The following is a 12,621-nucleotide window of genomic DNA, read 5'->3' as shown; positions in this document are numbered from 1 at the left end:
AAGGGGCATTCCCATGGATCCGACGGCGCTTCTCCTGTCCCGGCTGCAGTTTGCCTTCACCATCTCGTTCCACATTATCTTCCCGGCGTTCACGATCGGGCTTGCCGCCTGGCTCACCGTGCTCGAAGCGATGCACCAGTACAGCGGCAGGCCAGTGTACCGGACGTTGTTCGAGTTCTGGCTCAAGATCTTCGGCGTCGCCTTCGGCATGGGCGTCGTGTCCGGCGTCGTGATGGCGTTCCAGTTCGGAACGAACTGGAGCGTGCTGTCCAAGATGTCGGGGCCGATCCAGGGCCCGCTGCTGGCCTACGAGACATTCACCGCCTTCATGCTGGAGGCGGGCTTCTTCGGTATCCTCATCTTCGGACGGCCTCGGGTGCCGCCCTGGTTCTATCTGTTCTCGACCGCGATGGTCGCGCTCGGAACCACGCTGTCGGCGTTCTGGATCATGGTCAACAACAGCTGGATGCAGGTGCCGACCGGCTATGTCCTGCAAAACGGCCAGTTCGTGCCTGACGATTGGGCGCAGATCATCTTCAACCGGGTGGTCTGGGTCAGGTTTCCGCACATGCTGCTTGCCTCTTATCTGACGGGCGCGTTCTGCGTTGCGGCGACCGGCGCGTGGTACGTGCTGCGGCGGACCTATCGGCCCGAGGCGCATGTGATGTTGCGCATGGGCCTCGCGCTCGCGGCCGTGTTGCTTCCAGTCCAGCTGTTCATCGGGCATCTCGTCGGCGACTACGTTCACGACTACCAGCCGGCCAAGTTCGCTGCGATCGAAGCGCGCTGGCATGACGAGCAACCGGCTTCGGAGGTGCTGATCGCGATCCCGGACTCGAGCACCGAATCGAACAGATATGCGATCTCGATCCCGGTTCTCGGCAGCATCATCGCGAGCATGAGCCTGAGCTCGAAGGAGGTCGGCCTGAGCAGCTTCGCGCCGCAGGACCGCCCGCCGGTGGCAATCCCGTTCTTTGCCTTTCGCATCATGGTCGGCTGCGGCTTCGTGATGCTGGGGCTTGCCTGGCTCGGGACCTGGCTCGGGCTCAAGCATCGGCTCGAGCGCAGCCGCTTGCTGCTGTGGGGCATCTTCCTCAGCTTTCCATTGCCCTGGATCGCCATCCTCACGGGCTGGTACACAGCGGAAGTCGGCCGCCAGCCTTGGACGGTCTATGGCGTGCTACGCACGGCAGATGCCGCGACGCCGTTCCTGACCGCGTCGGCCGCGACGGCTTCGCTGATCCTCTTCGTCGCGGTCTATGCCTTCATCTTCTCGTTCGGAACCTATTACATCTATCGGCTCTTGCGCGCCGGACCGGCGGGACTCGGCGGCAAATCGCTGGACGTTCCCGTCCCCAACCGGCCGATGTCGCTTGCCGACAAAATGCCGACAATCGTCGAGGCGGGAGAATAGCCATGGTGACGTTCTGGGTTGCGCTTCTTGCCATCAGCATCCTGATCTATCTCCTTCTGGACGGCTTCGACCTCGGGGTTGGGATGCTGTGCGGCCTCGCACACAGCGAGGCGAAGCGGGAGACGATGCTGCACACGGTTGCTCCGGTCTGGGATGGCAACGAGACCTGGCTGGTCGTCGCCGGCGTGATCATGTGGGGCGCGTTTCCGCTGGCATACGCCACGGTGATGTCAGCCTTCTATATCCCTGTCATCGTGATGCTGCTCGGATTGATCCTGCGCGGCGTGGCGTTCGAGTTTCGCGGCAAGGCGCTCCGTTCGCGCTGGATTTGGGACGTCAGCTTCGTCGCGGGCTCGTTCGCTGCCAGCTTCATGCAGGGCGCGATGGTGGGCGCCCTCGTCGAAGGACTTCAATTCTCCAACGGCGACTACGCCGGTGGGACGTTCGGCTGGCTCACCGTCTTCTCCGCCCTGTGCGGGATTGGACTCTGCTTCGGATATTCGCTGCTCGGCGCCTGCTGGCTGGTGCGGAAGTGCGATGGTCTCGTTCGGGACGCCGCGCGGCGACAGATCCCGCCGCTGGCGATCGGCGTCCTGATGTTCCTGATCGTCGTCTTCGCCTACGCGCTTGCCGAACATCTGCCGATTCTGCAGCGCTGGACCGACCGGCCCTATCTGTTCCTGTTTCCGCTTGTCGGGGCCGGTGCCGCTGCCGTGCTCGCCACGAGTGTCCTGCGCCACGACGATTACTGGCCATTTCACATGGTCGCACTGATCTTCGCGGCGGCGTTCGGTACGCTCGCCCTGTCTTTCTGGCCCTATATGATCCCGTTCGTCCTTACGATCGACGAGGCCGCGGCGCCTCATGCAAGTCTCGCATTCATGTTCTGGGGGGCCGGCCTGTTCGTCTTTCCGCTGATGCTGCTCTATGTCGCGGTCGGCTACCGCGTCTTCCGCGGCAAGTCTGCCCCGGCGGTCGACCACTACTGACGGCCAGACGGCTCGAACTTGCCGCGGAACTGCAGCGGACAAGAAGAAAGGCGCCCTTGCCGGCGCCTTTCTCGTTGAGGAGCGATCGTTGAGCGGCTTCCTTCAGGACTTGGGCATGATGCCGGGACTGTTGTCCGGCCATTTCGCGATCAGCTTCTCGTCGATGTTGAAATGCTGGGCGACGAGCTTGGGCGGCGTGTGCGTCAGCCAGTTGGTGAGCGAGACCTCCTCGTAGCGCGGCGCACGGAACACGCCGACGAACTGCAGCTCGGTATCGCCGACATTCTCGACATAGTGGCCGAGATTGCGCCGGACATAGCCGATGTCGCCGGCCGCGAAATCCGTCGTCAGCGCGTTCGGACCGGTGTCGAACACCGTCATCCGCGCCTTGCCCTTGATGTAGTACTGCCATTCGTCGGCGTTCGGGTGCCAGTGCATTTCCCGGACCGCTCCCGGCGGCATCGTCACCAGTGCCGCGGCGACGGTCGTGGACACCTTGAAGTTGCTGCTGTCGGCAACGCGGATGCTTCCGGCAGGGCTCTCCTTGACCGGGGCCGAGCTGCCGAGCGAGTGGACGAAGGGGTAGGGCGGCGCTTCGGCGTGCCTGGCGACTGCGGCGCGATCGGCGGCGAGATCGCCGGGCACCGTTCCCTGGAAGATCCAGAGATTGTGCAGCGGGATCTTTGCAAAGGCCTCGGCTGGGACGCCGAAATTCTTCGCCAGGACCTCGGGCGGGGTATGGGCGAGCCAATCCGTTACCAGCAGCGTGTTGAACTCATTGGCGTGGCCGTCGTCGAAGCAGATCACGAACTCGCAGCCGTCGGGCCCCAATCCCTGCAACGAGTGAGGCGCGCCGGACGGGAAATACCAGAGGTCGCCGGCTTTGACGTCGGCGACATAGGGGCGTCCCTGGGTGTCGAGCACCGTGATGCGGCAGGTGCCGTAGGTCATGATCGCCCATTCGGCGGCCTGATGCCAATGCAGCTCGCGGATGCCGCCGGCGGACAGCCGCATGTTGACGCCGGATATCTCCTTGGAGATGGCGAAATCCGCAACGGTGACCTGACGGGCCCAGCCGCCATTCTGGATGCGCTTCGGCGCATTATTGAAGGAGGCCCAATCCATCGGCAGGCCGCCGACATCGGTCGCGGGCGGGCTCTGCGCCGATGGGAATTGCCTGGCCAGCGCGGGATTCTGCGGACCGGGATCGGTCAGGCTTCCCGGACTCGTGGCGTTTACGGCACCTTGCGGTGGCTCGTCCGGATTGCCGAAGCTTGCGGCCTGCGCACCTGTGCCGACCATGGCGGCGCCTGCCGCGGACATGGCGAGCAAATCACGTCGTGAAAACATGTTGGGTCGCTCCTGAAAATATGTCGAAAGCCCTCTGTCACGACGGGGCTTCAACCGCCCAACCTAGTTTCCGCCTGCCGTTTCAGCTTCCGCGAACGGTGCTCTTTTTGCCGGAATGCACTGGCTGTTGCCGCCAGCCGGCCGGGTTCGAACGTGTGCAATTGAGAAATTCGGCTTCGTTCTGAAAAGACGGCTCTGCCCGCGTGATCGTTAACTGACCCGGAGAAGCGCAAGATCGAGAGACATCGAGATGACCAAGAAATCGGTTCGTCCCTACCGTGAGCCTGCCGGCGGCTGGGGCGCACTCAAGGCGCTCAGCGAGGCGCTTCTGGTGCAGCGGGTGCCGCTGAAGGGCGCGGCGACGCTGAGCCGGATGAATCAGCCGCAGGGCTTTGATTGTCCCGGCTGCGCATGGCCCGATCCGAAGCACACGTCGTCGTTCGAATTCTGCGAGAACGGCGGCAAGGCGATTGCCTGGGAGGCGACGTCAAAGCGTTGCACACCCGAGTTCTTCGCGGAGCACACTGTCACCGAGCTCGCCAGCTGGAATGATTATGATCTCGAAATGGTCGGACGGCTCACGCATCCGATGGCCTATGATGCCGCATCCGACCGCTATGTCCCGGTGGAATGGAGCGATGCGTTCGACATGATCGGACGGGAGCTCAGGGCACTGCCGGATCCGAACATGGCGGAGTTCTACACTTCCGGGCGGACCTCGAACGAGGCAGCTTTCCTCTACCAGCTCTTCGTGCGCGAATACGGTACCAACAATTTCCCCGACTGCTCGAACATGTGCCATGAGGCGACCAGCGTCGGCCTGCCTTACTCGCTCGGGGTCGGCAAGGGCACCGTGCTGCTGGAGGACTTCGACAAGGCCGATTGCATTTTCATTTTCGGCCAGAATCCGGGCACCAACAGCCCGCGGATGATGACCAGTCTGCGCAATGCGGCGCGTCGGGGCGCATCGATCATCTCGTTCAACCCGTTTCGCGAACGTGCGCTGGAGCGATTTCAGGCGCCGCAGAGCCCGATCGAGATGATCACGCTGAGCTCGACGACGATCAGCTCGAAGCTCTTCCAGGTGCGGGTCGGCGGCGACGTCGCTGTCCTCAAAGGGATCATGAAGATCCTGGTCGAGGCGGACGAGGACGCCCGCGCCGCCGAGCAGCCGGAGATCCTGGACTGGGATTTCATTCGCGGTCACACCGTCGGTGTTGAGGCGCTGATCGACGATCTCAAGCGCACGCAATGGCCCGACATCGAACGTCAGTCCGGCCTGACGCGCGAGGACATGGAATACGCCGCTGGCGCGTACATGAAGGCCGAGCGTGCCATCATCGTCTACGGCATGGGCATTACCCAGCACTGGCGCGGCGCGCACAACGTGCAGCAGATCGCCAACCTCGCGCTGTTGCGCGGCAATGTCGGGCGCGAGGGCGCCGGCGTCTGCCCGGTTCGAGGCCATTCCAACGTGCAGGGCGATCGCACCGTCGGGATCACCGAGGTTCCCAAGGCGGACTTCCTCGATCGCCTCGAGCAGCGCTTCGGCTTCAAGCCGCCGGCCGCGCCGGGACACAACGTCGTGACCGCGCTGGAGGCCATGATCCGGGGCGAGGTGAAAGCCTTCTTCGCGATGGGCGGCAATTTCGCCGCAGCCATTCCGGACTGGCAGGCGACGCAGGCGGCACTCGGCAAGCTCGATCTCACCGTCCACGTCTCGACCAAGCTCAACCGCAGCCACCTGATCCATGGCCGCGCCGCCCTGATCCTGCCATGCCTCGGACGCACCGAGATCGATATCCAGGCGTCAGGGCCGCAATCGATCACGGTGGAGGACTCCATGTCGATGGTGCATGCGTCCGGCGGCCGCAACAAGCCTGCATCGGAGCATCTCCGCAGTGAGGTTGCGATCATTGCCGGCGTCGCCAAGGCGACACTGGGCGAACGCACGGTGGTCGACTGGGACGGCTTCGTTGCCGACTACGACCGAATCCGCGATGCGATCGAGGCGGTGTTCCCGATCTTCCAGGGCTACAATGCCCGTATTCGCATCCCCGGCGGCTTCCACCTCACCTCGACAGCGCGCGAGCGGATATGGGCGACCCCGTCGGGCAAGGCGAACTTCCTGGTGTTTCCGGGGTGTGGCGAAGACCCGCAAAGCGATGCCGATTTCCTCTGGCTCACCACCATACGCAGCCACGACCAGTACAACACCACGCTCTACTCGATGTCCGACCGCTACCGCGGTGTGTTCGGCCAGCGCGACGTGGTCTTCCTCAACGAGTATGAGCTGAAGAAGCGGGGACTGGTCGACGGCGACCGCGTCGACCTGATCACCGTATCGACCGATGGAGCCGAGCGGATCGTGCGAAACTTCCGCGTCGTCGCCTATTCGTTCCCGACCGGCTGCTGCGCCGCATACTATCCGGAGACCAATCCGCTGGTCCCGCTCTATGCCCGGGATCCCCTCAGTTTCACGCCGTCATACAAGGGTGTTCCGATTCGCCTTGTGCGCTCGGCTGCGGCCCGGGAATAGAGCCAGCGACAGGCGCGTTGCGGTCACGCATCGCAGCACGGCGCATCCGCCCGGACGGAGACCGGCAGCGTGAACCAGAAACGGGCTCCGCCGTGTGCGCCATTGCCTTCCGCGCCGATCCGGCCTCCATGCGCTTCGACGATCGACCGGCAGATGGGCAGTCCCATGCCCAACCCGGTCTCCTTGGTCGTAAAGAAGCTGTCGAAGAGCCGATCGACATGTTCGGCAGCGATGCCGGGTCCGTTGTCCTCAACGGAGCAGCACAATGTCGACGCGTCGGACGTGACCGTGCTGATGACGATCCGGCGATCGTCATATCCGGCCTGGGTCATGGCCTGCATCGCGTTGATGGCCAGATTGACGATCACCTGCTGGAGCTGGGTGCGGTCACCGAGCACCTGCGGCGCACTCGGGTCGGGCCGGTGCACGATCGTCACCGCGCGCGATTCGAGCTCATGCCGGAGGAAGAGAAGCGCTTCGCGAATGACTTCGTCAAACGACAGGGATGCCTGTTCGGGGGGCCTCCGCGAAGCCATTCCGTGAACGCGCGCCACGATGTTCGCCGCCCGCTGCGCATCTACGACGATGTTTTCGATGGTCTTGCGGATCTCGACGATATCGGGAGTGGGCCTATTCAGCCATCGCAGCCCGGCGGCGCCATTGGTGGCGATGGCTGCGAGAGGCTGATTGACTTCGTGGGCGATCGATGCGGTGAGCTCGCCGAGCATCGAGACCCGCGCGGCATGTGCGAACTCGGCCTGTACCTGCTGGAGCTTCTGCTGGGCGCGAAGACGCTGTGAGATATCGATCGTGCCGACCAGGCTTATTTCAAGATCATTGATAGGGCCGACGCGCGCGGTCGTGAAGAGAACGTCGACGATTCGACCGTCCCACGTGACCATCTTGGTCTCTTCCTCGAAATTCGTCTCGCCGCGATAGCGGGACTCCATCGCGCGGCGGAACGTATCGGGCCGTTCCCTCCAGGTATCCGTCATGGAACGTCCGACGAAGCCTTCGACGCCTCCCCCGAACATCTGGATGGCTCGCTCGTTGGCCTCCTGAAACGTGAGCGCATCCATGCAGGTGCGAAGGAATTCGGGATGGCTGTCGAAATAGGCGCCGAGATCCTTGACGCCCTCGGCGCGCAATTTTCGGAACAGTGCGACGAGCCTGCTGGCGTCGAGCTGCCGGAACGCGATCGGCATGCGGCTGAACAGCTGGCGGTATCGCTGCTCGCTCCGCTCCAGCTCGGCATTGGTCTTCTTCAAGGCCGTGATATCCATGATCGCGCCGACGAGCGTCAGCGAAGCGGCTAGAAAAGCAGCGAAAGCGATCGCCGTGAAATTGTCTCCAAGCAGTGAACAGGCGAAGGACAGCAGGGTCAGAACAAGGCTACCCCAAGCCCACAGCAGAATCCGATCCTGTATCGTCTGGATCGCCAGCAAACGCCGCCACCATCGCTGGGGCTGTACGGGGGGTGAGCCATCCAGGCGTTCGAGCATCATGCGGAAGGTCTAGCGCGCCGCCGACGGGAGGTCTTTTGCGTTTTCGCAGGCGTGTTGTCAAAACGCACGAAACTGCGATCGGGCTTGCTGGATGCGATCCTGCGCCGTCTCGGCGGTTGGCCTCGTGACGCCGAATCGCTGCTCGAACTCGGCGACATTGACGACGCCACGGCGGTGGGTGCCGTCGCCGATCTTGCGGTCGCCCTCCCAGGCCTCGACCTCGAACAGGACGCTTCTGGCGTCGATCGCGACGACTCGTGCCGTCGCCCGCACCGTGCGGCCGACCGGCGTTGCGGCCAGATGGCGGATATTGACCATCATCCCGACGCTGACATGACCTGCGGGAAGGAACGGCTGAACCGCCGACCCGGCAGCCATTTCCATGTGCAGGATCATCATCGGCGTGCCGTAGACTTTAGGCATGCCCGGCACCACATGGCCGACGGTCATCTCGGGCGTAACGGTCACCAGTTTTTCGGCGGTCATGCCGGTCGTCACTTTCTCAAGCGGATTCATGGCTCAATTCCGTCTGTGCCTCGGTCGTGGATGGGGTGGATGTCTTGGCGGCCTGCGGCTTGCGCCCGGTGAGCCAGTTGCCGAGCCGATCGAGATAGAGATAGACGACAGGCGTGGTGTAGAGCGTCAGGATCTGCGACAGCATCAGGCCGCCGACGATCGTGTAGCCGAGCGGCTGGCGCAGCTCCGCGCCGGTGCCGGAGCCGATCATCAGCGGCACGCCGCCGAGCAGCGCAGCCATCGTCGTCATCAGGATCGGGCGGAAGCGCAGCGTGCAGGCCTGATAGATTGCCTCCTCCGGACTCAGCCCCTGCCGGCGCTCCACCTCGAGCGCGAAGTCGACCAGCATGATGCCGTTCTTCTTGACGATGCCGATCAGCAGGATGATGCCGATGATGGCGATGACGCTGAGGTCCATGTGGACAGCCAGCAGCAGCAGCAGCGCGCCGATACCCGCCGAAGGCAGCGTCGACAGGATCGTGATCGGATGGATCAGGCTCTCATAGAGAACACCGAGAATGATGTAGATCACGATCAACGCGGCTCCGATCAGCAGCGGCGTGCCGGACAGGGAGGACTGAAACGCCTGGGCGTTGCCCTGGAACGAGGTCGACAGCGAGGCGGGCTTGCCGGTCTCCTTCTCGATCTTCTGGATTGCCGTCACCGCATCGCCCAGCGCGACGCCTGGCCGCAGGTTGAACGAGATCGTCACCGAGGGAAACAGGCTCTGGTGGTTGATCAGGATGGGCGCAGGCTTGATCACGGCATGGACCAGCGTGCTGAGTGGGACCTGCTGGCCGCTGGCCGAGTTCAGGTAGATGTCCTTGAGCGCTTCGGGCCCGTACTGGAACTTGGGATCGACCTCCATCACGACGTGATACTGGTTCAGCGAGGTGAACATGGTGGAGACGATGCGCTGGCCGAAGGCGTCGTCGAGCGCATTGTCGATCGTCGTCGGCAGGATGCCGAAGCTAGAGGCGACCTCGCGATTGACGGTGACTTCCAGCCGTGGGCCGGCATTGGCCTGGTCGCTTGCGACGTCGCTGATGACGTCGAGCGCGCGGAGCTTCTCCAGGAAGATCGCCGACCAGTGGGTGAGCTCGTTGGAATCGGCGTCCGTCAGGGTGTATTGATATTGCGTCTTCGACAGGCGTGCGCCGATCGTGATGTCCTGCGCCGCCTGCATGTAGAGCGTGATGCCCTGGATATGGGCAAGCCGCGGACGCAGCCGATCGATGATCTGGTCGGCGCTCGCCTTGCGCTCCGGCTTCGGCTTCAGCACGATGAAGATGCGCCCCTGGTTGAGCGTTGCGGTCGGGCCGCCCGGACCGATATAGCTTGCCACCGACTGGATCGCGGGATCCTTTGAGAGGATGCTCACGATCGCCTGCTGGCGTTCGGACATCGCGGGGAACGAGATGTCCTGGGCAGCCTCGGTGATGCCGACGATCTGTCCGGTATCCTGTTGCGGGAAGAAGCCCTTCGGGATGATCACGTAGAGGTAACCGGTCAACGCGATGGTCGAGAGCATGACGAGCAGCGTCGCGAAGCGATGCCGCAGCACCACGCGCAGGCCCCGCGCGTAGAGGGCCAGCAGGGCATCGAAACCGCGCTCGAACAGCAGGTAGACTCGGCCGTGCTTCCTTCGTGTATCATCCTTCAGCAGGCGCGCGCACATCATCGGCGTCAGGGTGAGCGAGATGACCAGTGACAGCAGCAGCGAGGCGGTGATGGTGACGGCGAATTCCTGGAACAGCTTGCCGACATAGCCGCCCATCAGGAACAGCGGGATGAACACCGCAATCAGCGACAAGGTGATGGAGACGATCGTGAAGCCAATCTCGGCGGAGCCCTTGAGTGCCGCCTCCATCGGGGTCATGCCCTGCTCGAGATGGCGCACGATGTTCTCGATGACCACGACGGCATCGTCCACCACGAAGCCGACGGCGATCGACAGTGCCATCAGCGAGAGATTGTCGAGGCTGTAGCCGAGCACATAGAGCACCGCGAACGTCCCGATCAGCGCCAGGGGCACAGTGATCGCGGGAATGACGGTGGCCCAGAAATTCCGCAGGAACAGGAATATGACCATCACCACCAGGGCGACCGTCAGCAATAGCGTGAACTGAACGTCGGTAACCGCGGCGCGAATGGTGGCGGTGCGATCGGCGGCGATCGTCACCTTGATCGCCGGCGGAACGGAAGCCTGCAGCTGCGGCAGCAGCTTCTTGATCCGGTCGACGGTCTCGATCACGTTGGCGCCGGGCACGCGCTGGACTGCGAGGATGATCGCGGGCTCCTTGCCGTACCAGCCGGCCAGAAGATCGTTTTCGGGTGCCTCGATCGCCGTGCCGACGTCGCGGATCCGCACCGGCGAGCCGTTGCGATAGGCGATGATGAGGTCTTCGTAGGCGGAGGGCTTCAGCAGCTGGTCGTTGGTGTTCAGCGTGTAGGTGACGCGCGGGCTGTTGAGCGTGCCCTTGGGCAGGTCGACATTGGCGCCGGCGATCACGTTGCGGACGTCTTCGAGGCCGATGCCGCGGGCCGCAAGCGCCTGCGGATTGACGCGAACACGGATCGCCGGTTTCTGCTGGCCGCCGATGCCGACGAGACCCACGCCCGGTACCTGCGAAATCTTCGGCAACAGGATATTTTCCGCATAGGCATCGACCGTGGTCAGCGGCAGCGAGTCCGACGTCAGCGCGATCAGCATGATCGGCGTCTCCGCCGGATTCACCTTTCTGATCGTCGGCGGGTAGGGGATGTTCGGCGGCAGGAAGGGGCTGGCGGCATTGATCGCGGCCAGCACGTCCACCGCCGCGCTGTCCACCGTCCGCGACAGCTCGAATTGCACCGTGAGCTGGGCCACGCCGAGCGCACTGGACGAGGTGAGCTGGGTGATGCCGGGGATCTGGCTGAGCTGCTGCTCGAGCGGCGTTGCGAGCGACGAGGCAATGGTGCCCGGATCGGCGCCCGGCAGTTGCGCCGAGATCTGGATCGTCGGGTAATTGACGTTCGGCAGCGCACCGACCGGCAGCAGGGGATAGGCTGCAAGGCCGCACAGCAGCAAGCCGGCCATCAGCAGGGCGGTTGCGATCGGCCGCAGGATGAAGGGAGCCGAGAGGTTCATGGGATCGCGTCCTGCACGGCGCTTTGCAGGTCGGCTTCCTGCGCAGCCTTGCCATGCAGTTCCCGGACGCGGCTGCCTTCCGTCAGCCGATACTGGCCGTCGACCACGACCACGTCGCCTGACTTCAGCCCCTGGTCGATCAGTGCCTGGCCATCACTGATCTGTGCGACGTGAACAGGGCGCAAGGCCGCCGTCTGGCCGCCGGTCACGACATAGACATAGCTGCCGTTCGGACCCTGCTGCACGGCCGAGCCCGCGACAGTGAGCGCGTCTTTCCGAGTTTCGAGCAGCAGGCGCGCGTTCACAAGCTGGCCCGGCCACAGCCGGTGCTCACGATTCGGGAACACCGCCTTGAGCTGGACCGTGCCGGTCGTTCCTGCGATCTCGTTGTTGACCAGCAGCAGCGTGCCCTCGTCGAGCTTCATCTTGTTGTCTTGGCTGTAGGCAATGACCTTCAGCGATCCCTTCGCAGCGTGCTCCTGGATTAAGGGCAGGTCGGTCTGCGGCAGGGTGAACAGCAGCGAGATCGGTTCGATCTGGGTGACGACGACGAGACCATTGGGATCGGTCGGATGGATCACGTTGCCGACATCGATCTGGCGGACGCCCGTGATGCCGGGAATGGCCGAGGTCAGGCGCGTGTAGCTGAGCTGGACGTTGGCCTGATCGATCAACGCCTGGTCGGCCTTCACGGCGGCTTTGAGCTGCGCCACCTGCGCCGTCTGCGTCTCGATCAGTTGCGGGGTCGCGTAGCCCTTGTCGCCGAGCTGATTGTAGCGTGCGAGATTGGCCTCGGCGTTCACGAGCTGCGCCTGGTCCCTGTCGCGGTTGGCCGTCAGTTGCTCGATCTGCGCCTCGTAGGGACGCGGATCAATCTGGGCGAGCAGGTCGCCGGCCTTGACGGTCTGTCCCTCGGTGAAGGCGATCTTGACGATCTGCCCCTGAATCTGGCTGCGCACGACGTCGGTGTTGTAGGCGACCACGGTGCCGATGCCGCGCAGGTAGATCGGGACGTCCTTGCCGGTGACGGTGGCTGCGACGACCGGCACGGCAGCGGGCACCGGCGCGGCCGCCACGGCCGGCCTGTGGTCGCTGCCGTAGAACCAGAGGCTTGCGCCGATCAGGATCGCGGCGAGAGCAACCAGTGCAAGGGTGAGGTTCCGTTTCACGGTGATGGT

Annotated in this window: 8 protein-coding genes; 3 read left to right on the top strand and 5 right to left on the bottom strand. The window is 63.8% G+C overall.

Annotated elements, in window-relative coordinates; all coding sequences use genetic code 11:
- The first annotated feature begins 13 nt into the window (after positions 1 to 13).
- Both XH96_RS25260 and cydB read left to right on the top strand, forming a co-directional pair.
- Positions 14 to 1,414: a cytochrome ubiquinol oxidase subunit I gene (locus XH96_RS25260; RefSeq protein ID WP_194388148.1), complete on the top strand. Its 1,401-nt coding sequence runs from the start codon at positions 14 to 16 to the stop codon at positions 1,412 to 1,414.
- Between the two features lie 2 nt (positions 1,415 to 1,416).
- On the top strand, positions 1,417 to 2,403 hold the full coding sequence (gene cydB, locus XH96_RS25255) for a cytochrome d ubiquinol oxidase subunit II (RefSeq protein ID WP_194388147.1): 987 nt from the start codon (positions 1,417 to 1,419) through the stop codon (positions 2,401 to 2,403).
- A gap of 102 nt (positions 2,404 to 2,505) precedes the next feature.
- Here the strand turns inward: cydB and XH96_RS25250 are convergent, their stop codons facing one another.
- Positions 2,506 to 3,753: a cupin domain-containing protein gene (locus tag XH96_RS25250; protein ID WP_194388146.1), complete on the bottom strand. Its 1,248-nt coding sequence runs from the start codon at positions 3,751 to 3,753 to the stop codon at positions 2,506 to 2,508.
- Positions 3,754 to 4,003: 250 nt separating this feature from the next.
- On the opposite strand from XH96_RS25250, the gene XH96_RS25245 reads away from it, so the two are divergent.
- Positions 4,004 to 6,292 carry an FdhF/YdeP family oxidoreductase gene (locus tag XH96_RS25245; protein WP_194388145.1) on the top strand — a complete coding sequence of 763 codons (2,289 nt, stop codon included), beginning with the start codon at positions 4,004 to 4,006 and terminating at the stop codon, positions 6,290 to 6,292.
- A 23-nt stretch (positions 6,293 to 6,315) separates the two neighbouring features.
- Here XH96_RS25245 and XH96_RS25240 read toward each other — a convergent pair whose 3' ends face one another.
- Genes XH96_RS25240 through XH96_RS25225 form a run of 4 tightly spaced genes read right to left on the bottom strand, consistent with a single transcriptional unit; the run spans position 6,316 to position 12,612 of the window.
- A complete protein-coding gene (locus XH96_RS25240; protein WP_194388144.1) occupies positions 6,316 to 7,797 on the bottom strand; it encodes a sensor histidine kinase in 1,482 nt (493 codons plus the stop codon).
- Between the two features lie 57 nt (positions 7,798 to 7,854).
- Positions 7,855 to 8,313, bottom strand: coding sequence for a thioesterase family protein (locus XH96_RS25235; RefSeq protein WP_194388143.1), 459 nt, complete (start codon positions 8,311 to 8,313; stop codon positions 7,855 to 7,857).
- Positions 8,300 to 11,443, bottom strand: coding sequence for an efflux RND transporter permease subunit (locus XH96_RS25230; protein ID WP_194388142.1), 3,144 nt, complete (start codon positions 11,441 to 11,443; stop codon positions 8,300 to 8,302). Before XH96_RS25230 ends, XH96_RS25235 begins: the two co-directional genes overlap by 14 nt.
- Entirely contained in the window at positions 11,440 to 12,612 is a 1,173-nt protein-coding gene (locus XH96_RS25225; protein ID WP_194388141.1) for an efflux RND transporter periplasmic adaptor subunit, read from the bottom strand. Before XH96_RS25225 ends, XH96_RS25230 begins: the two co-directional genes overlap by 4 nt.
- Positions 12,613 to 12,621 lie beyond the last annotated feature (9 nt).

Source organism: Bradyrhizobium sp. CCBAU 51765 (assembly GCF_015291725.1).
In the GTDB taxonomy this organism is placed as follows: domain Bacteria; phylum Pseudomonadota; class Alphaproteobacteria; order Rhizobiales; family Xanthobacteraceae; genus Bradyrhizobium; species Bradyrhizobium liaoningense.
The sequence above is the reverse complement of the archived record's forward strand: the minus strand, read 5'-3'. Positions and strand labels throughout refer to the sequence as shown.